This is a genomic window from Serratia sp. JKS296 (genome assembly GCF_900215445.1).
GTDB classification, from domain to species: Bacteria; Pseudomonadota; Gammaproteobacteria; order Enterobacterales; family Enterobacteriaceae; genus Serratia; species Serratia marcescens.
In genome coordinates this window covers 16031-37236 of sequence record NZ_OCMX01000002.1, presented here as the reverse complement: position 1 = coordinate 37236, position 21206 = coordinate 16031, and the positions used below count along the sequence as shown (strand labels likewise).

Here is a 21206-nt window from a genome sequence, read left to right as displayed (position 1 = left end):
CACATGCATCACATTTAAGGATTTTTTTGAGTGGTAGCTATTAAGAAAGCCACGAACGGAACCTTCTGGGAAGGATGTGATCTTTATATTTTACAATATAGTAATAGTGTGAGCTGGCCCCTATTTTTATCAAAGCATTACGCCTGTGGCTGTAGATCGTTTTTTTTGCTACATTTAATTTTTTTGATAAATCATATATAGAGCAACCATTAAGAAGTTCTCCCATGATTTCAATTTCTCTCTTTGACAAAAAGTGACGCTTGGAATTTCTTGTCTTATTTTCATGTATTTCATTGACGTGCGAGATTAATTCTTCAACTGGCATACTGGTTGAAATAAAATGCTCCATCCAACTTGGAGTGCTTGTTTTATTTCTTGGAATTTCAATGAACGGGATTGCTACAGCACCAATAAACGAAATTCTTTCCAAGATCAAATGTTTTTTTATATGTGTACTCATATTAACCATAACAATATCACCTTTGTCAACATGGTCAATCATATATCTAATCCATTGACTGTCAAAACGCAAACAATTTATCATGCAAGCGCTTTGTTCAAATATTTCTTTGCAACCTAACAAGAAAAAATTGTCATCACTAATAATGTGATAGCGCATTTACAGACCTCCGGCTATTGAAATAAATCCACAGTGAGCATTTAATTCACTTGGAGTAGTTTTATATTAGCGTAATTGTTAATAAACAAATCTCCGCCAGAACGAAAGAATAATTCCCGAGGGCCGCCTAGTTCCATTATTTTAAAGTTTAGAAACTTAACCGCCTGCCACAACCGTTGATTAGACGATTGCAGATCATATTTATCCCATACATTGAACATTAAGGTATTAACATTCATTGGTGTTAAATTGCTAACGCAATTGAAAAGTAAAAATATCAATAATCTATTTGTTGTCTTTCGCAAAACCACCCGCTTTATAAAATTGCTACCAAGGTTTTTTGCGTCTATGTTCCAAAGACAACCACGGCGAGCATCAAAGAATATAATATCATTGATCACATAGCCATAAATGGTTTTATCGATCTCTTGCTCTTGGTTGATATTACGTTCATTAATGTCCGCCATATTAATGATTACCTATAGTTTTTCCCCGGTATTAAAAGTGTACAAAATATATCCGCAATATTGCAAACATGTGAAGTAAGTGATGTTTTTGATATTTAATTCCTTTTTTGTTTTTGTTTTTAGGTTTATATGTTGTCGTTTGTGTTTTTTTCGAAATTAACACCTTTCCATGATGCTCACGAGAAGAAGTATTTGTTGGGATGAATATGTTAGTCAAAAAAACCAAAAAAATACATAAATCTAAAATAAAAAAACAAATAGAAAATAAAAATGGTTTTTTATGCTAATGTTTTTTTGTTTGTTATTTTTTTTGCTTTAAAATCAATGCTATACAAAAACAACACAAAACAAATGGGTGTTTGTGATAAAACGTAGGGGGGGGTTGTTACCACTGGTTACCGAATAATACATTTTTTGCAATATTTATCAATCAGTTGATTGGTGGGTAATGTTGGCTACGCTGTCTAAAAAATTAGAAGGTGCTTGTATCTTTTAGGATTATTTTTTTGTAAGTCGTAGCGTTTTTTTTCGAAATCGAGCATTGTAATCTAAGTAACAGTGCTTAATTATTGATTGCTGAAACTAGCTCAACTCGGTTCGAGCGTTTGGAACAATAGCCTAACATCCAAATCACCACAACCGACCAAACGTAGCGTACCTGCGGTGCGAGCACAGTAGCACTGCTGCCGCTGCCCCACATCAACGTGGGGCGTCACCTGGCGATCCGCTTGCTCGATCTCCGCCACCACACTGACTGAGAACAGCTGCGGCATGATAGGTTGGAGTCGGTATCTCGACAAACATGATGTCACCCTCAGCAAGACGGCACTCACCTCCACTGAGCTGCCCCTCAAAATTAGATAAAGCTCTTAGTTGGTCATGTCGGCTCCTTTACTCTCAGAAAGCCCCTTTCTCCAAGCCGCCGAAAATTCAGACGGCGTCTAATATGACCTGCTCCCAGTTGATTAATACACCCTGATATTAGTAGTGTCTCCATATGACCCTTACCCCGAATATGCTTTAGTCATAATCAGGAATAACCGGCTTCATGTTGGTTGTGTATTCTGGCTACCGGCAGACTTTTCGGTAAATTCGGACGGGGTCATCCAGCCCAGCGCAGAATGGGGACGTCTCTGGAGTGTACGTGCCAGGCCTCGATTTTGCATCGTGCATCCTCCAAAGACATAAACCAGCTCTCGTTCAGACATTCCTGCCGTAATCTGTCGTTGAATGATTCCACCGTCGCATTGTCCGTTGGTGTTCCCGGGCGTGATAAGTCGATTCTGAAGCCTCTTTCGTACACCCATCTGTCCAGCATTTTCCCTGCAACTCAGAATCATTATCGGTTTTCAGAAACTGAGGTAAAGGACGTCTGATCGCTATACTATTCAGCATTTCTGCCACCTCTGTTGAACGCAAATTCTGACCCACGCAGATCCCCAGACATTCGCGCGTGTAGAGATCAATGACCATCAGCAGACGTAACCGACATCCGTCAAATAAGGCGTCAGAGACAAAATCCATGCCCCAGACATGATTCGGATACAGCCCCTCAGGCTGCGGTTGTCGCCGCTGCGCCGATTTGTTCCGCCGCGGGCGTTTGAGACGCAGGGACAGACCCTGTTCGCGATAGAGCCGGTAAATGCGTTTGTGATTATCCCGCCAGCCCTCCCGCCTGAGCATGACGTGAACTCTGCGGTAGCCATAATGAACGCGGGCTTCGGTGATTTCCCTGATTCGCAGGCGGAGTGCACTGTCGTCTGCCGCCACAGAGCGGTAGCGGAAAGAGCTGCGGCTGATTTGTAGTGCAAAACAGACCTGTCTCTCGCTGGCCCCGTAACGTGCCTGCAGGTCCCGGCCCCATTCGCGCAGGCGCGCCAGCGTCAGTTCTTTTTTGCCAGGACATCCTGCAGCATGGCTTTGTCGAGGCTGAGATCGGCAACCAGCTTCTTCAGCCTGAGATTCTTTTCCTCAAGCTGCCGCATGTGCTTCAGCTCAGAAGGGGAAATCCCGCCATATTTTTTTCGCCAGATGTAAAACGTGGCATCGGAGATGCCCAGCTTACGGCAGACTTCGGGCACGCTCGTACCTAGTTCGGCCTGTTTCAGGGCAAAGACAATCTGCTCTTCGGTGAATCGTGACTTTTTCATCGGCATAACCTCCGCTCAGGGAAGTATTCATCATGTCGGAATTCTGTTTCTGAATGGAGCAGGATTTTGGGGCAGGGTCACCGGTGTTGCGTTGATTCTTAGGTTGTATAAAATTTTTATTGGAGAGAGACCTCTTTCGATGAAGATAATCTGAAGACCACATGGTTAGACTCTTGGCAGGTCCATTGAACATATAAAATAATATTTTTCAATTAATTAACCATTCTATTGTTAATGGCGAAACTCAAAATTGTAGAACGGCTGAAACCGCGCATTTGATTTTCTTTTTAGAACATTTTTGGGTCGTTTTTTGAACAATGTCACAGTGTCTTTATAAAAGTGATGTTACCGTATTGTTACGGCGGTGTTGAGTTGTGAGTTGGTTGTTTTAAACATGGATACGACAAGTTCATGTAGGTATTCTGATTTTTGTTGTGGTGCTTCTTAGCCTACATTAGGTTTCTAACATGTCATTTGATTTGTGTGAGTGTTTGTTGGTTTTTAATTATTTTATATGAGGAGTCAAAAAATGGTTAAGTTACTTGCTCATCGAGGAACAGCCTTTGATACCGAAGGTAATGAAATTGCTGCGCATACACTTAAAGCGTATGATTTCGCCATTAACTTTGGTGCTGATTATGTTGAACCTGATTTATATATTACTAAAGATGGTGTTTTGGTTTGTAGCCATGACGATATTAAAGGCGGGTTTGCCAACATTACCTATGCCGAAGCATTAAAAAAATATCCTGATTTGGCAACATTTTCAGAAGTGATAGATTTGGTTAATAAAAAGGAAATTGAGACTGGTAGGAAAGTTGGTATAACGTTTGAAATTAAAGAAGGGGTAACAAAACAGGCGACTCTGGATGCTGCGGATAAAGCTGTTGCGACATTAGCTGAAAAAGGATTCACCGATCCAGAACGGATTTATGTCAATAGCTTTGACCTTGATGCCTTAAAATACATGCATGATGTATCATTTCCTAATCTTTCATCGGAATTTTCTGCCGGAACACCACCTCTGATAAAGCTTGTAAAATTTGAACAGGTGATTTGGGGGGAGATTAAAGATGCTATTCCTTTCGTTTCATCAGCAAAAGCTTATAGCCATATTTCTAACGATGAAGTAAATAAATTTGTTGATGGTTATGGTATTTATAGTCAGTTTGGTACAACTAATAAGGCGTTAAAAAATATTGTGGAGGTGATTAAAGATAGCGGAAAGGAAGTTCATGCTTATACAGCAACGAAAGGTGCAAGCGATCACGTTTACGATGGGTTGTACAACGCTGGCTTTGATGCTATATATGTGGATAACTCAGAAACTGCCCGTAAGTATTTTGACAGCAAAGATGGAGTTAATGTTGTATATGGTGATCAAGAGAGCAATAACATCACATTAAATAGCACAGAGGAGAAGTATACTGTCTATGCAATGCAAGGAGATGACAATATTGTAGCTATAACTGATAATGCAACTATCTTTGCTGATGGTGGCAATGATACGATCATTTCCTACGGTGGGAATAATGTTATAAATGGTGGGGGAGGAAATGATATTATTTATTCTTTCGGTGGGAATAATAGTATTATTGGTGGTGCGGGAATTAACTTGATTCAGCTAGATAATACCGATGTGTTGAATTATGATGCTGAGCTTCAAGGTCGAGATATCGTAACCGGAAACGGTTTGGTTAAAATTAAAAATGTTGAATTGTCCGATGTTAGTTTCTCAAGTCAAGGTAACAACTTGGTTATTGATTTTATCAACGGCGGAGAGGTGTTAATGAAGGATGCGATTAGTGATGATCATGTTGTCCGAAATAAAGTGATGGTAGGGAATGTTACTGTTGATGTTGAAAGCCAGTTAAGTTATATACCAGTAAATGAAAATATTCCCTCCCCTGTTTTAGAACTGGAAGTTAATGGTGTGACACCGGGTGATTTTGGATAATTACTGCAATGCTGATAGTGAGTTATCATAAGAATAGTGGCCGGTAATCTTGTCATGCAGTTTAATCGACGCCGAAAATGACAGTGATGTTCTGCTTAATCTTATCAGATACTGTCTTTGGTGCGGTTATATGTAGATAGATTATAAGAGTCTAATCTACGTTAATCCTTAAAACGCGATCAATAACGACCCTTGCTGGCGAGCCTTATGTGGTGGGACTGCTGCGTTGTAATGCGCAAAAATGTCAGTTTTGCCGTTTTTTAAGCTAAAGCCGATTTTTCAGGCGCACTCATCCAGTTTCGGCATTTGAATCCATCGCTTTTTTGTCATCCAATGACCGCCTGTCAGAAAGCATTTTTGTCGCGTGTTCGCCCGCCACGGCACCGGCAAAACGTAGCCGATCTTTGCAGAGGATGCACTGGTACGGGGCGGTGCTCAGGAAGCCTTTCGTCAGCAGCACAGCAAAGCCCGGGACGCTTCGGTTTCTCTCGTACAACTCATCGGGAGCCGTTCTGGGTCAGCATTTCAGCCAGAGTGCGTGCGCCAGCAGAGCCCCGACTCTGGTTCCATGCTTGCCGTATTTCGCTGTACAACTTGACTCGCGCCGGAGTGACAGTATCGCGTCGTTTTCGCCAGTACCGGTAACTACTACGGTGTATTCCCAGAGCGGAGCAAAGGGTAACAACCGTGTGACTGTCATTCAGTCTGGCAACTATCGTGAACCGTCCAGTGAGTCGGACATCAAAAGCGCAGTAGCTTTTTTAATATCGCATTCTGCTCCTCCAGGCGGCGAACCTGCTTTTCCTGCTCGCGGATACGTTGCTGTTCAGCGGTAATGGGGGCACCCCCTGGCACCCCCTGGCACTCTTGCCTGAGCTGGCGTACCCAACTCTCAAGCGTGGTGGAGCCGACATTCATCGCCTCACTGGCTTGCCGATACGAGTATCCCTTATCAACAATCAGCTGTGCACATTCCAGCCTGAACTCAGTGGTGAAAGTACGCTTAGTTTTCTTGTTCATTAAGTCACTTGTTTCATGTTGAGGTGAGAATATCACCTTTAATCAGGTGGCCAAATTTACTGTGCCACTACACCGCCCTGTTAATGTGAAAACGTACTCAGATGTGCAAGCTGGGTCTGCAATTGGGGAGACATCTCCACCGATAGACCTCGCGGGCCAGACTGCGTTTCGAAGTTTTTTAGGACCTCCAACAAATCAGGGGGCAACACGACACCGGGGGCAGTTTCCACGAACACCATCGAGTTGTCGGGAATACTGTCCAGCAACCGACAGAGTTGAGGCTTGCTCATGAACGTGATGTTTTTGTGGATCTGCAACAACCGAATGTTTCCTTGCGTGGTTAGGTTGAGGGTATTTCGTTCGGCCTGCATGACACTGAATAGCAATTGGCACACCATGCCCAATGCGATCCCTTCAAGCATACCGACAGCCAAGATAGCCAGCACGGTGACGGCAAACGGGATCGAATGGGTGATCCCCTGGCGCCATTGGGTTATAAACAGCGTCGGTGATGCCAACTTATACCCGGTAAAAATCAGGATGGCAGACAGGCTGGCCAGCGGAATGGTGTTGAGCAACGGGGCTAAATAAAGGGCACTGAGCAGCAGTAGCACGCCGTGGAAGAACGCGGAGAAACGAGTTTGAGCGCCGGCGTAAACGTTGGCGGAGCTGCGAACGATAACGGCAGTAAGTGGCAACCCACCGAGCAACCCGCTTAACAGATTGCCTGTGCCTTGAGCCATCAGCTCCCGATCGGAGTGCGGCGCCCGATGCAAAGGATCGATTTTCGTGGTGGCCTCCAGGCTGAGTAAGGTTTCCAGGCTGGCCACAATTGCGATACTCAGTGCCACGCTATACAGTGCTGGTTGGTAAAGCACCGACCAGTCGGGCAGTGACAAGGGCCAGCCAGTGCCCGGCGACCAATCTGGCAACTGGACTCGTTGACTCAAGGGAATACGCCAGACCTCATCAAGTTGAGACAAGACCGTAACGGCGAGGATCCCCCAGAATACCACGATGAGCGGGGCCGGAATACGCGTCAACCCGACCCGCCGGCTATAAGGCATTTCCCAGATGATCAAGAGTATCAGGCTGCCGAGTAGGATAAATACGGAACCGGGAGTGACATCCTGAAAGATGTGCAAGGAGATATCCTGGAACCAGATCCGGTCAGGAATGTACCCCACGGCAACCGGTAATTGCTGCAAGATCAGCATCAGACCGATGGCCGCCAGCATGCCGCGAATGACGCTGCTCGGAATGAGTCCCGCCAGTCGCCCGATGCGCAAAACCCCCATTATGACCTGTACGAGTCCTGCCAAAACCAGGGCGGTCAATAGGGCCGATAGGCTACCCAAGGTGGCGACGGCGCTTAACGTCAAAGTGATCAATCCGGCCGCCGGCCCACTGACCGACAAGGGGGAAGGGCTGAGCAGGGTGATTGCCAATCCGCCGATAATACCGCTGAGCAGGCCGGCGAGGGGCGGCGCACCAACGGCTTGGGCAATCCCGAGGCACAGAGGCAACGCCACCAAAAATACCACGATCCCGGCACCAATATCCTGACGCAACAGGCTAATTCGTTGGTTCCATGTCATGCACTTTCTCCTTTTATATACGGTTCCTCGTTCTCATCCATGCCGACTTCTGTGTCTGCTTCCAGAGCAATCAGTTGGCCGTTGGTTAAATTGTAGACACAACCGAACAACGTCACTCCATGAGTGTCCATTAACCTTTGCACCAGAGGAAGTTGTCGAAGGCGAGCGAGTTGCAGGCGAACATTACGTTCAACCAGCGTTTGTGTCGGAACGTCCTGTGACGTGGGCGATGTGCGAAAATCATTGATCAGGTCGGCCAGTTGCCGTTTGAGGGGCGTGTCTCCCCCGCTGTCCGACGGGGGTAAGGCTGCCTGCTGTGCTGCGTAGGCCACTCCGCCGCATTCTGTGTGACCGCAGATGACTATCGTGTCGATGGCGAGTGTTGTCAGGGCATACTCAATCCCACTCATGATATTGTCGTCTTCGGGGCTGACCTGATTGGCCACATTGCGCAGCACGAACAATTCTCCAGGTTGCGCCTGTACCAGGCTTTCCGCTGGCACGCGACTGTCGGCACACCCGATCCACAGACAGCGAGGGGTTTGTCCTGCCTGGTGACGTTGAAAATAGGCCTTATCGTCTCGCTGCAAGAGCGATGACCAGATACGATTACGAGCCAGCAATAAATTCAGGGTCAGAAAAGTCATACGGCAACATCCTTTTGTGTGGGGGATTAGCGGTATTTTGCACAGGAGACGCAGGGTATTGAACGTCACTACAACGATGTTCCCAGAGTCGGCCAGAATGGCGACCAACAATCCAGGACCAACAAACTGGCCAGCAAGAAGATGCTTTTGATGCCGAGAGACAGGGTGATATTTTGACAGATCACCGTGCGGGTTCGACGGGTGAAGGCGATCATGGCGGCCAAGCCAGTCAGGGATGGAGGAAAAGTGGGTCATAGAGCTTCCTGCATGTTGTATGCTTTGGGCAGTGGGCATTTCAACATTGGAGTTGACTCAAAGGTCAATAAGGTTTTACATAGCTTTACGCCGGTTGGTTCGTATCTTTGGGCTGTGTGTTCATGGTTAGGAAATTGGAGCGTAACTTTTGAAAGCGACTGATCATAAACGGTAGCGCGCTGTATCCCCTGATGGTGACGTATTGCTATAGTTTATGTGTAAAAAACTATTTTGATGTGTTTTTAATCTAAAACCTGTTTTTCAGGCGGACTCATCCAGCTTCGGCATTTGAATCCATCGCTTTTTGGTCATCCGATGACAGCCTGTCAGAAAGCATTTTTGTCGCGTGTTTGCCCGCCACGGCACCGGCAAAACGTAGCCGACCTTTGCAGAGGATGCACTGGTACGGGTCGATGCTCAGGAAGCCTTTCGTCAGCATAGCAAAGCCCGGGACGCTTCGGTTTCTCCCGTACCGTCATCGCCAGCACTTCGTAAACCTGATCTCCTCCCTGAAAACAGTACCAGTCTAAACTGAAGTATCCGGTCGTTCTTCCCTCTCACAGTGAGGCACATCGCCATGAAAAAGACCCGTTATGCCGAAGAACAGATTGCGTTTGCGCTGAAACAGGCCGAAACCGGCACCCGCGTCGGGGAAGTCTGCAGAAAGATGGGGATTTCTTAGGCCACTTTTTATAACTGGAAGAAGAAATTTGCCGGTCTGGGTGTGACGGAACTGCGACGGCTGCGGCAACTGGAGGATGAAAATCAACGGCTGAAGAAACTGGTGGCCGACCTGAGTCTTGACAAGGAAATGCTTCAGGAGGTGCTAAAACAAAAGTTCTGAGGCCGGCTCAGAAGCGCCAGGCGGTGCATTTTCTGCAGGAAGCATACCGCATCAGCGTCCGCCGGGGATGCGGGTTACTGATGCAGAGCAGAACGGTTACCACTGGCAGAGCCGGCGTGATGATCGGGCGATAACCCTGCGTATCCGGGAAATCGCGGAAACCCGGATACGGTATGGTTGCCCGCGTATTCATATTCAGTTGCGGCGGGAAGGCTGGCTTGTTAACCACAAGAAAAGCCGCCGGATTTATTGCCTGGAAGGTCTGAACCTGCGCAGAAAGCGTCCCCGCAGACATGTCAGTGCAGCACGCCGTCAGCAGCGCCCGATTCTGACGCATGTCGATCAGTGCTGGAGTATGGATTTTGTGTCGGATAATCTGTTTAACGGGCAGCGTTTTCGGGCACTGACTGTAGTGGATAATTTTAGTCGGGAATGTCTGGCGATCCATGCCGGAAAATCGCTGAAAGGCGAAGATGTGGTCAGAAGTTTATTTCGAAAAGTCTGGATAAATGGGCGTATGAGCACGGTGTTACGATGGACTTCTCCCGCCCGGGAAAACCAACAGATAACCCGTTTATTGAGTCATTTAACGGCAGTCTGCGGGACGAATGCCTGAATATTCACTGGTTCCTGTCACTGGAAGATGCTCAGAACAAACTCGACAGCTGGCGCAGGGAATACAATCACGAAAGGACGCATTCATCATTAAATGACATGACTCCGGCTGAACTCATCCGAAGTCTCCGGAAAGACGAAGATCTCTGATTTAGCACTGCACTGATTTTGGGCCAAGGTCAAAAAGGCCCGGTTCTCTGATTTAGCCTGGTAGCGATATTGGGAAGGGATCAAAACACCGGATATATCAAAAAGTGCATGGAACTAAAGCCGGAATGCTTACACCAGGACCGATATCAACTGCTCACTGTAAAACCTCGCCAACAAAGTCCTACAGACTTCCCCGAAACAAAATAATTTCACTAATCTGTTAAAAATCAATATTTTATTTGTTTTTTTATTATAATATTTGTTTTTATTGTTTTTTTTAGTGTTATGTTCTAAATAATTTATTTATTTGGAGTATTGCATTCAGTAATAATTTGGCGTAATTCACATTAAAACATCTTCCGTGGGGAAAAAAAATCAGAATTATATTCTTTTTTGATTTGACTATTTTGTTTTTCTGGTTGTTGATGCTTTTTTTTTAAAAAATTTAGTGTTTTATTCTTTATTTGTTGGTGGTTGTCACTTTGGTTGATTATTGGATGTTTGGTAAGCTAAATTTGAATCATATGAAAGCGAACATTAAATAAATTTGAATTAGTTGGTTTTATGCTAAATAAGAGGTTTGTTGCATTGAGATTGATATGAAAGGAAAAGTTGTTGAAGAGGTTTTGCAATGATGCTAGCAATATTCGATATAAAATGATTTAAAAAACCGAAAAAAGTAGGTTAGAGCGTAATCAGTACTGACTCTTAGGTCGATTATTAACTGTGCATTGTTAGTGGGAGACGTATAAACTGTAGTAAAATGACTCTGTTCATCCTCTGTTATTTATTATGAATTCGAGACGCTTTTGTGAGCTAACACAAGAGTGTTGAATTGCGTATAATATTATTATACGTGTCATTAGTTAGCGTTCTTTTGTTTTCATATCTCTAATAGGAACTTTGTATGGCAATTTTAAAATTTGAACAGCAGGCAGTCGCTCTCCATATTGCGGTTTTAGGTAAGAAACCTAGCTTTGAAAAAATCGGGAAGGCCGCAGGTGATTTAGAAAGAGAGACTATTTCCCCAGATTCTTTTGTTGGAAAATTATTCAGCACTCGTGAAGGTATGGTGTTATTTTCAAATAAAACAAATGAGCAAATTTTAAATCAAGTATACACTAACATTTATAAGAAGCCTGCAGATCCTAACTATATAAAATCATTAGTAAACTCAAATGACAGCATCGATGCTCTCGTAGTAAAAATAACTAGTGATGTTTTGTATTATAAGGGGTTTGATAACGAAGTTCTGAACTCTCAACAACAATTTGTGACGGAAATTAATGCCGCTAATTATCCGGCGGCCTCTCAAGTGGCTCAACCTGCTGCGGCAGATGTACAGGCATTTTACTACGTTCTTGGATTAGTTCAAGATGCACCTGGCATCAATTATTATAGTGCTTTGATTGCAAGTGGAAATAAAACAAAAGATCAGGTTGCACAATCTTTTGTTAATTCGAAGGCGTCAAAAGAAATGTATAGCGACTCACAGTTCGTTACACTAGTTTACTCTAACGCTTACCTTCGTGAGCCATCAAAGGTAGAGCTTAACAATTATGTAGAAAAGCTTTCCTCCAACACAATTAGTCGCGGTGATGTACTATTAGACGTCATTAAAGTGCTGCGAAATAATACTGTCGCGGCAACTGATGAAAAAGCACAAGCGCAGTTTATCAAGGCGACTCACGTCTATCACGAAGGCGAGTTGCCTGCTATCTCTTTCCAGGAACAGGTGTCTGCTTTATTTTTAGCTATTCTAAATCGAGGTGTCGATGCTTCGGGACTAGATACATGGAGTAAGCAATTGGCTTATGGTGTTACCTATAAAGATTTAGCTAATAGAGTGATCAACTCGCCAGAGTTTCAGGTTAAAGGTGCCCAGCTGAATGATGATGCATTCATTCAACGTGTCTATAAATCTGTTCATGGTGTAGATGCTAATGATGCACAGTTAGCCGTTTACCGTGCGTTGGGCAAAGATAAAGCATCCATTACAGTTGCTATAATCAATGACTTGCGCAATTCGTCCGCACTCGATAGTTCTATTGTGACTCAACAGCATGCTTTTGAAGCTAACATTGGCAATAGCTTGTTGTATAAAACCTCTGCCAACTTGATTAGTTCAGCTAACAACGGTAACGCCAGCGGAGAAATAAATACTGGTAATAATCACGTGCTGAGCAATGCTGAAACGGCTGTACTTGATAATATTAATCTATATACAAACTATTCTACTTTGGTAGATCTAAAATATGCCGATAATCTTGAATATTTATCTATTAATGGAATTGCAAATGCAAATGTAGTTCTTTCAGAGAATATTATTGGCTCTGGTGTGAACGTTAAGGTCAATAATGGAAATGTTAAGCTTGATGCAAGCTCGGCAGATGATGTGGTAACTTTTACTTCTATCTCAAACTTAGCCGAACAACGGCCTGTTGTTAATTTAGGAAAAGGTGATGATAAATTGCTATGGAATGGCAATGCAAAATCAGGGAAGGATAATGCAATCCAGAATGTTCAAGCTGATGGGGGAGATGGTGTAAACACTTTATCAGCCAATTTATTAAGCACATCAAACAAATCATCATTTTCAAATTTTCAGAAAATTGACCTTGGAGGGTTTGTTGGAAATGATGGTGTTTTTGATTCGAAAAAACTTCACGCTAATAGTGTAGGTAGTGAAGGGTATGTTTTATCCAAAAAGGCAGGTAATGTAGTCGTAACAAACACTTTATACAGCGATGAAAAAGCTGTTTTAGAAATAACAGGTGACGCAGGGAAAGATAGCCATTTAACATTTAATTTTAAGGATAACGTAACTAATAAATTCGACCTGAACTTTAATGGTATAGGTGATGACTCTGGAAGTCTAATTGACGCAGGTACTATTAATCTTGTTGATAGTGTAGTATCTAGCAGGACATTGGTTTATGTAAATGCTGGCACTGCACTATCTGAAGTGAATATTCATTCCTATGGTACAGGCAATGTTTCAAATAAAATTGTGCTGCCGGGTGGAGATGGAAAATCAAACCATTTTTCAACTATTAATATTGATGGGGATAAAAAAATTGACTTTAATACTAGTATTAAAGACAATGTTTTTCTTTCAAAAATCGATGCCTCTGGGAACACAGCAGGTGTAAATATTACATCTGATTTGACCGGGCCAAAAGCGGCAGAGGGTAAGGGCGGTTGGCTTACTTTCTTTGGTTTTAATAAGGTGTTTGATACTATACCTGTCGTATCTTTGGTATCAAAGGTGGCAGATGGAATAACAGCTGTGGCTTCTGACATTGTGAGGGGGATCTTTTCATTCACATGGTTTAAAGGTGGGGATGTCCCAAATGCAGCAACGAGCTTTGAGATTGTTGGGACAAAAAGTAATGATACTTTCTCTATAAAATCAGGAACTAAATTGGATGTTGGTGGCGGTAAAGATACCATTATCTTAAATGGTGAAAAAAATGCCGATTTCTCAACAGTTGTTAATTTTGGCAATGATGATGTAATTAGGGATTCTCAGTCTGGCATTTCTATTACTAGCTCTGCTAACCTTGCAAGTCGTAATGAAACTGGATATGCAAGCGTCAAAGATTATGGTTTTAGAAGTGCTAATAATTTTATCGATTTTGCTAAGTCTGCTGGAAATGTTATTTTGGGAAATGTACTGGCCCCTCTCAGTAGTTTTAAAGACGTCATTGGTATTAAAGACGGACAGATGGCGAAAGTAGGAGTTAGTAGTAACGATAGTGGTTCTTTTGTTTTGATTGATAATAATGGAAGTAAGTCTTTAGATGACGGTGATACAATACTCTTCTTGGCTGGGGTTTCACATTCCGATGCTCAGAATTTTGTTTATAATCAACTTTCAACACCAACTATCAATGGTGTTAGCCATGCACCAGAAATGCTTTGATTAATCATTATGATTCATCAGTGATGCTGTGATCACATAAAGCCAGAAGTTATTTTCTGGCTTTATTTTTTATTGGCTCGCTATGATTTATAATTGTTGGCTGTAAATGTGTCTATTTTGGCTTGAAAAGGAAAGTTTTTGTATGGTTCTGAATGTTGTTTTATGAGTGTGTTACTATTTTTATCTCTATATTTTAACTTCGATTTTTTATTTTAGGTTGTGCTAGGATTTTATTTAAATACATGCTACTTTAATTTTGTGTGAATTTAATAACGAAAATTTAATCCTCACTTTAAAAGGGTTGTTTATATATGGACGAAGCTGATAAATTAAAGTTGATATTCAGTGTGATGCTATGGATACGTGACAACTTAGATAATGAGTTAAATGTTAAAGTCGTGTCTAATAAATCAGGATATTCAAGACGTTACTTTCAGAAGCTGTTCAAAGAAAATGTTGGTGTTACTATAAAGGAGTACATATTGCATATTAGGATAAATAGAGCCACCGAACTATTAGTGCTTCCTCAGAAAACTATAAATAGTATTTCCTTTGAAGTTGGTTTTTCTTCTCACCAATCTTTTTCGCGGGCGTTTAAACGGGCTATGCATCAAACGCCTAGAGATTTTAGGCAGGTTAATATAAAGCTATCTCACAAATAAATGGCAGGGTAGTGATTTTAATAAAATTGTCATTTTTCTCGGTGATGGTTAGCATAATGGGTGATTTGTTTTTAGAGTGATGAATTACAACAGTACGACACATTCGCTGATACGTGCGGTATTGTGATTGTTTATGCTTAAAATTAAATTCGTTTTTTCAGGTGTGCTCTTGCTTGATAAATCCCAGCGCAACACACCAATGTTTTTCAACAAGTGCCAGCGATCGGCCACCTGTCTGGCTTGAGGTGCACCTTCACGTGCTGCTGTAGCATAGATACCACCGCGATCGCGCGAGACAACCTGTATTTCCGGATATTTTCTGAACCAGGCAGCCAGCGTACGTTGATCGCGGCCGGGAAGCAGGACGAGGGGACGGTGAGTATCAAGATTGACTATTAACGTGCTAACGGTGGCCCCGATGCCACGCCCACTCGTCGATGCCGACATAGGGCGTGCCTGGCGGTTTCGCATCCTGGGTATTGATAACCCGGCGAAGAAGAGTATCTGCACTGCTACGGAGACCCGCTGCCGTTGCCGCCCGTCTTCCAGCCTCACCTCCGGCTATTAATCCCAGCTGGCGTTGTAAATTTTGTAACGCCTGCGAAGACTGCTGCCGTGAACCTGCGAAGGGAGCCAGCGACTCGGCAAAAATTTTGCGTGAACAGACTGGGTTACGGCAGTACAAGTGGCGGACGGCAAACACCAGCCATAGCGCCTGGCCTGAGCAGGGTAGATGCTGTATTATGGCGCCGACGACAACTATGAACAGAGTCGCTGCGCTTAAGGCATTCAGGACATAGTGCTGTTTTGCGTTTGGCACGAAGATGGAGGGTTATACCATCAGGGCTAATTGGAGGTCAATTCCCAGCCATGTTCTCGATGAGGGGGGTAGCTGCGTATTGCCGACACGCAGGCGTACTTGGCTACCGGAAGCATCCATTCGACCAATACCGCATTGGTTAGCATAAATCATGGTAACTATCAGATATTATGTTTAGTTGGTTGGTAAGCGTCCCGTGTAGGACGTAGCGTAAAGATTGTTTTACGGTTTCGAGATTCCAGGGCAGCAGTTCGTGCACCCGGTTCGATGCCCAGTCGCTGATTTTCCCCAGCACATCGCGCTGCCAGCCCTCCGGCTCCACGCCGTTCAGTTTGCAGGCGCCCAGCAGGCTTTAGATGACAACGCTGTCCAGCTTGGTGGGCTTGTCGCCGAATGAGCAGGAGCAGACGATTTGCTCCTTCGACGCTGCTTTTATGACAGATACTGCCAGTGTTGCCACTATCGCAGGCGCGATGGCTATGATATCCAGTGCAGTACATACCACTCTGACCTATTTGATCAAATAATCGTCACTGGCACTTCTATTGAAGGTGCCGCATTGTTCTTACCTCAATCATTTGTATTGAGCATATATTGTCTCGCAGGTACGATGGGCGTCCTCACCACAATAGGAGCATCTTTATGTCCCCCCTCTCCCCGGTCATCATCCACCGTACTAAGGACGCTGATGCGTGCCCGAGCAATAATCAGAGCCGCGCCCATCTAAACGGCTGCTCACTATCGAATATCTCCCCTGTGATTCACGCTCTCGGTGCCCATCTGCGTGAACAACGTTCGGACCTGATGAGCGGTCAGCTGCTCTCGCAGCTCGAAGAGCCCCTTCAGGCCAAGCTACTGGCGCATGCTAAACAGAAACGTGGGGGGGGGGTGACAAAATGACTCCTGAAATCCGCCGTCGTATCCACGCCTTCCGTAACGCTCTGGTGCTCGCCACCGACACTCATTCGAATGAATGTTTCTGGATGAACCGCTGGCAGGAGCTGAACGATTTTCCGCACGGTTGCTGCGATTTGGCCAGCAACTTTCTGGCGCAATACTTACAGGACAGTGATCCAGCCCTGAATCCGGTGATTGTCCATATGCAGACGACACCGGACTTCCGGATAAATGAGAGTTCGACCATCAAATCCCATGTGATCGTAGAGCTTGAAGGCTGGTTTATCGACCTCACCCTGAGCCAGTTTACGGAATATCGCAGCAGAGTGATCATTGAGAGCAGGGGCGGCACCCTAGATAACCTACTGAGGAACATCAGATACTATGGCGGCAAAGTCACTGAACGGGGGGTACAGCTGAATGCAGGCTTGGATAATGACGGTCGTGCGCTCTATGACTGGTTGCTCGCCACCGCTGATAGCCTATTATATCCCAATACGATTGGATAGCCAAAGTGCCATTCGGGTAATCGAATGACATGATTTTCTCGCCCGCAATGCAGGTATTTTCCTAGCTAGGGTCAACCAGATAAAGCATATTATCGTATTTTGGCCTGCGAACTGTTGGCACACATGAGCTCGATGTTCAGGGCATGCAAGACGCCATTTTAACTTTGCTGCTACAACCTAGGTGCGCATAACACTGATTATGTTAAATTGCATTATTGGGTACGCACCGCCGTTAGCCTGGCCGTCCTTTCCCGCCGCCCCTCATTGTTGCTCAGCGTAGACACCCCTTCTTTATCTAGTGAGGTTCGTCAGTGTCTATACCTGTAAATTAAACCTCTGGTTTTTTTTACAGGTCGAAAAAAGGCCATCAAAACACACCACAAGCGTTTTCTGTTGTTAAGCTGGCTACACATCAAAAATAGCGATAAAACCCCGGATAATCGCTCTGGTGAACTGTGTGCGCATAAAATGTACTTATCCGAAAGAATTTAGATGTGTGTTTCGGCGGGACATGGTAGCATTGGGATTCTGGTGATCATGGATCCCAGAGACGAAAAAGCAGCTATCAGGCAAATTAGGTTTCTCAGGCCCGCCCGATAGCTGCTCACGCTCCAATGCAGAGATTGAAGCGGCTCAACCAAATTTTCCAGATCTGGTCAAGCCGTGGCAGAAGATTACGGCTAATTGTCGTAGATTTCCAGAAGATTTTGCATTCTTGCAAATCTTATTTACATCTCTGCATTGGGTTTATCCGTTCTAGATTGGAGTAACTCACTATGGCAGACAAAGATTTTAATCAACGCAAAGTCACTGACGACTACGCGCCCGAGATGGCTCGTATCAAATTAGCCTCCTTCTTTGAGGGACATCCATCGGTACTGGAAACTGTCCAGACACTCAATCGTACACAGGCCTGTGTGCTTGCTGCGCTGTTAGATGACAAGTCGATCACTACGTCAGGCTATACAATTCCTGCTGATTATGGTGTGAAGCGCGCTTCTGCAGTGATCCATGCTTTAGAAAAGCAACACTCATTTCCCATTTCCAGTCGTCGTGTTGAAACTGAATCGGATGTCGGAAATCGCACAAAACAGTCCTTGTTCTTCATCACCCATGAAGATCAGATACGGTTGAAAGCAGAGCCGGAAGCCGTTTTCAAAGAGCGTCATGAAAGTGCCTGCCGTAAGAAGGAAAGTCAGGCGCAAAAAGAGCTTGCCCGCCTGGTTAAAGAATATGGGAAAGATGGCGTTCTTGAGCTTCTCAAAAACGCCGCTAATGACGAAGCTGGCTCGGATTCGAACGCAAGCTAAATCCTATGGGCGGGTCTTCTTTAGCCCCGCCCATTACCTATTCTCGAACCGACCTGAATTGGAATCTATGAGTCTTCAGTTCACCGGCGAATGAAGTCCGGCCCGATAATGGCAATGATCCGACGCTTATGTGTCAGTTTGACTATTTTTTGCTGTTGCAATCCTCGCAGCAGTTTTTTGATTTCCTGACTACGGCGGATATTCAAGGCATGCGGCAATTGCTCTCGTCCCGTGAAGCTTGCGAGTCCGTCTGCGGATGCCAGTGTTTCAAAACGAACATGATGGCCTTGTGTTTTAAATGTTTCGTATCGCACAGGGCTTAACCAGTTGAGCGCTTCCAGCATGTCGTCCCAGGATCGGCGAAGCAAATGTAAGGAAGCATTGAGCCCGTATATCGGGCGGGAATAATCAGGCTTACCGGTAAGTGGGTTCGTTTCCTGAAACTTCCAGATGGCTTCATGATGTGCCAGGCGGTTACGCAATTCGCGTATGCGGCTGAACTTTTTTTCGATCGCATGCCGGGGTGTCCCTGCCGGTGCGCCAGGAAATACGTCTGCGAGAAGATGTGGCCACAACAGGCTACGGTGGCGGGGCTCGTCATAATGCTGTGTCAGAAAATTTGTCCAAAAACCAAAATCCAGACCGGAGATCAGCCGTTCTGCAGTCGGCAATTTGCCCGCGTCTCGGATACGTTTAGCCACTTTGCGAATACAGTCCTCTTCCCAAGCGGTGCGGTCATACACCGGCATCCCGTGTCGATGTTGAATGTCGCCATGTCTATCGAGACGGTATCTTTTTCCCTGCCGGATCCACGCCTTATCTCCCATATATCTGGGTAAATCAAAAATCCAATTGGTGTCGGTCCGCCAGTGACCGATCGCCCCAGGCGGTGGATTATGGCGAATGGCGTGGTCAATGGCATTTCGCAAGGTGACTTCGAGACAATGTAATAATGGCTGCATGGCACTGCAGAGCGCTTTGTTCCAGTTGTATCCCCCCTGCTCTTCTCCGGGTTTGAGTTTTAGTACTTCCGTGTAAATCTTTAGCCGCTCTGCCGAAATATAGTCTTCCAGCTGCATTCCTGCCCTCCGGGGTGGGATCATCATCATCATGGGGTTGACGTTAATCTAAGACCTTGTTAGATTAAGGCCATCAAGGCACGGATTTCTTCGGACCCGCGCGTATAAGTTAGTAACGGAAAAGCCACCCTCGCGGTGGCTTTTCTCGTTTCGGAACGTCAGAAAACCGGCCGTTCCGTGGGCGGCAGGCGCAGCGCTTGCCGGATCTGATCGACCATATCCAGAAAATCCCCTTCTTTCTGCAGGAAAAACAGTTCTTTATGCACCTTGATTAACGTCGGCAAATCACGACGCGCGGCCTCGATGAAGAGGGCAAACGCCAGTGAGGTGCCATGCGGGATATGCGTGATGTCAGGCAACTGTGCGGCGCGCAGTTCCAGCAGGGGAACGCCGTTACGCATGATCTGCTGCAGATCTTCTTCTTTATAAATGCCCAGCAAGCGACACCAGGTCCGGTTCTCGGCCAGCGTCTGGGCGCTGTCATACCAGTAATCGGCGAGGCCTGCGTTCATCATGGTGGCCACGTCTTTGTCCATCAGCGCCACCAGGCCATTCCCGCGCATAAAGTTACCGATCAGATCCCCGAAGGCTGCCGAAAGGAATTCTTTCACAAAATCGCTTTTTGACTTGCCGGTCGCCCTTGCCTGCTCCGTGATTTCAATATCCACATCAATCGGCATGTTTCGCACGGTCAGCGTGCGTGTGAATCCCTTGTCGGCCTTTTCATTCTGTTCAGTCATGCCTGTCTCCATAGGGAATGAAATCCTCTTAATGTCCTATTTTATGTCGTAAGATGGGAATTTGAATTCAATGTATCTTATGTGCATTCTGTTATCAATCTTGATATGCACTTTTGTTATATTGGTGCTAATTATATTAAAAAATGAACACCTGTAAGCGGGGCACATTATCTTCAGCACGGAGATCCGAAAACCCCCAGTTTCGGATCACCAGATCGTCACCCTGCCCCGCAACCTCGGCAACCACAATATGTGCCACTCTGTAAGCTGATTATTGTTCCATATATTGTGTTTTACCGGGATGATCGTTAACGGCGGTTTTCGGCCGACAACCGCGCTGTGATTATTTTCCCGCCGTGGTACACTTCCGGAAAGTTGTCATACGCCAAAAAGTCGGATCAGCCGGAAACCACCGTCCGGTAATTTAAATGCGTTGCTATATTGCTGCTTATTATCAAGTAAGTGATATTTACGGTGGGAAACTGAGAGGGCGATCATCGTTACTGGGGTGATGGTTGGGGTGATTGCGGGGCGTGATAATTTTGTGGGAAGGACTGCAGAGGGAATACTACGTGGACGAGCAGGAACTTTTTTGTGAGCTGAAGGATAGCGGCTACAGATTCGTGTGGTATCTCTGCGAACCTGGTATTGCTAATCCGGACGGGATCTCCCCTGATATTCATTTCATCGTTGATCTGAACGGGAAGGAACTGGCCCGCCGCTTAAACATCCATGAACAACCAGAAGATGGCTGGCGAATTGACGCCTGGCGCGCCAGAGATTTTAGGGGGCTGCCGGAAGGTGCTGTGAAGGTGGATTTACATCGGGTGTTAACCAGGCTCCTTATGGGCGAAACGGGGTCCATGTTTTCGCGGCCCTTTTTCCTGTCCGCAGAGAATTGATCATAATGGTGGGCAGGATTTTGTACTCAATAAGGAACAC

At 45.2% G+C, this 21206-nt stretch carries 14 protein-coding genes and 7 pseudogenes; 8 read left to right on the top strand and 13 right to left on the bottom strand.

Annotated features, from left to right (window positions below; translation table 11 throughout):
- Positions 1-40 precede the first annotated feature (40 nt).
- From CRO23_RS24115 to CRO23_RS24105, 3 genes and pseudogenes are all read right to left on the bottom strand, one after another.
- The gene (locus CRO23_RS24115; protein ID WP_097103230.1) at positions 41-619 is read right to left on the bottom strand and encodes a response regulator transcription factor; all 579 of its coding nucleotides are present in this window, start codon (positions 617-619) and stop codon (positions 41-43) included.
- A gap of 41 nt (positions 620-660) precedes the next feature.
- Positions 661-1086, bottom strand: coding sequence for a hypothetical protein (locus CRO23_RS24110; RefSeq protein WP_097103228.1), 426 nt, complete (start codon positions 1084-1086; stop codon positions 661-663).
- A 1046-nt stretch (positions 1087-2132) separates the two neighbouring features.
- Positions 2133-3236 (bottom strand): annotated as a pseudogene (locus CRO23_RS24105) (IS3 family transposase).
- 529 nt (positions 3237-3765) lie between these two features.
- On the opposite strand from CRO23_RS24105, the gene CRO23_RS24095 reads away from it, so the two are divergent.
- Entirely contained in the window at positions 3766-5193 is a 1428-nt protein-coding gene (locus CRO23_RS24095) for a glycerophosphodiester phosphodiesterase family protein (protein ID WP_176519343.1), read from the top strand.
- Here CRO23_RS24095 and CRO23_RS24090 read toward each other — a convergent pair whose 3' ends face one another.
- From CRO23_RS24090 to CRO23_RS25165, 6 genes and pseudogenes are all read right to left on the bottom strand, one after another.
- Positions 5194-5298 (bottom strand): hypothetical protein, encoded by a 105-nt coding sequence (locus tag CRO23_RS24090; RefSeq protein ID WP_441347591.1) that lies wholly within the window; start codon positions 5296-5298, stop codon positions 5194-5196. It abuts the gene before it with no gap.
- Positions 5299-5472: 174 nt separating this feature from the next.
- Positions 5473-5684 (bottom strand): annotated as a pseudogene (locus CRO23_RS25420) (IS91 family transposase); the annotation flags it as partial.
- Positions 5685-5699: 15 nt separating this feature from the next.
- Positions 5700-6249: pseudogene (locus tag CRO23_RS24085) on the bottom strand (transposase); the annotation flags it as partial.
- 44 nt (positions 6250-6293) lie between these two features.
- On the bottom strand, positions 6294-7811 hold the full coding sequence (locus CRO23_RS24080) for a SulP family inorganic anion transporter (RefSeq protein WP_097103222.1): 1518 nt from the start codon (positions 7809-7811) through the stop codon (positions 6294-6296).
- Positions 7808-8713, bottom strand: a complete 906-nt coding sequence (locus tag CRO23_RS24075) for a carbonic anhydrase (protein WP_255253527.1) — start codon at positions 8711-8713, stop codon at positions 7808-7810. Before CRO23_RS24075 ends, CRO23_RS24080 begins: the two co-directional genes overlap by 4 nt.
- A gap of 261 nt (positions 8714-8974) precedes the next feature.
- Positions 8975-9213 (bottom strand): annotated as a pseudogene (locus tag CRO23_RS25165) (IS91 family transposase); the annotation flags it as partial.
- A gap of 77 nt (positions 9214-9290) precedes the next feature.
- On the opposite strand from CRO23_RS25165, the pseudogene CRO23_RS24070 reads away from it, so the two are divergent.
- From CRO23_RS24070 to CRO23_RS24060, 3 genes and pseudogenes are all read left to right on the top strand, one after another.
- Positions 9291-10322: pseudogene (locus tag CRO23_RS24070) on the top strand (IS3 family transposase).
- A gap of 907 nt (positions 10323-11229) precedes the next feature.
- Positions 11230-14247, top strand: a complete 3018-nt coding sequence (locus tag CRO23_RS24065) for a DUF4214 domain-containing protein (RefSeq protein ID WP_097103220.1) — start codon at positions 11230-11232, stop codon at positions 14245-14247.
- A 311-nt stretch (positions 14248-14558) separates the two neighbouring features.
- Positions 14559-14909: a helix-turn-helix transcriptional regulator gene (locus CRO23_RS24060; protein ID WP_097103218.1), complete on the top strand. Its 351-nt coding sequence runs from the start codon at positions 14559-14561 to the stop codon at positions 14907-14909.
- Between the two features lie 195 nt (positions 14910-15104).
- Here CRO23_RS24060 and CRO23_RS24055 read toward each other — a convergent pair.
- Positions 15105-15760 (bottom strand): annotated as a pseudogene (locus CRO23_RS24055) (ISL3 family transposase); the annotation flags it as partial.
- A 201-nt stretch (positions 15761-15961) separates the two neighbouring features.
- Positions 15962-16081 (bottom strand): annotated as a pseudogene (locus CRO23_RS25350) (transposase domain-containing protein); the annotation flags it as partial.
- Positions 16082-16085: 4 nt separating this feature from the next.
- Between CRO23_RS25350 and CRO23_RS25160 the strand changes: the two are divergent.
- The 3 genes from CRO23_RS25160 (at position 16086) to CRO23_RS24035 (ending at position 18445) form a co-directional block, all read left to right on the top strand.
- A complete protein-coding gene (locus CRO23_RS25160) occupies positions 16086-16256 on the top strand; it encodes a hypothetical protein (protein ID WP_176519340.1) in 171 nt (56 codons plus the stop codon).
- A gap of 369 nt (positions 16257-16625) precedes the next feature.
- Positions 16626-17135 carry a hypothetical protein gene (locus CRO23_RS24040; RefSeq protein WP_141398634.1) on the top strand — a complete coding sequence of 170 codons (510 nt, stop codon included), beginning with the start codon at positions 16626-16628 and terminating at the stop codon, positions 17133-17135.
- A gap of 776 nt (positions 17136-17911) precedes the next feature.
- On the top strand, positions 17912-18445 hold the full coding sequence (locus tag CRO23_RS24035) for a hypothetical protein (protein ID WP_097103210.1): 534 nt from the start codon (positions 17912-17914) through the stop codon (positions 18443-18445).
- Positions 18446-18525: 80 nt separating this feature from the next.
- On the opposite strand, the gene CRO23_RS24030 is transcribed toward CRO23_RS24035, so the two are convergent.
- Together CRO23_RS24030 and CRO23_RS24025 are read right to left on the bottom strand one after the other, a co-directional pair.
- Entirely contained in the window at positions 18526-19524 is a 999-nt protein-coding gene (locus CRO23_RS24030) for an Abi family protein (RefSeq protein WP_097103208.1), read from the bottom strand.
- A 158-nt stretch (positions 19525-19682) separates the two neighbouring features.
- Positions 19683-20264, bottom strand: coding sequence for a hypothetical protein (locus tag CRO23_RS24025; RefSeq protein WP_097103206.1), 582 nt, complete (start codon positions 20262-20264; stop codon positions 19683-19685).
- Positions 20265-20836: 572 nt separating this feature from the next.
- Here CRO23_RS24025 and CRO23_RS24020 point away from each other — a divergent pair.
- Positions 20837-21166, top strand: coding sequence for a hypothetical protein (locus CRO23_RS24020; RefSeq protein ID WP_097103327.1), 330 nt, complete (start codon positions 20837-20839; stop codon positions 21164-21166).
- Positions 21167-21206: the final 40 nt, after the last annotated feature.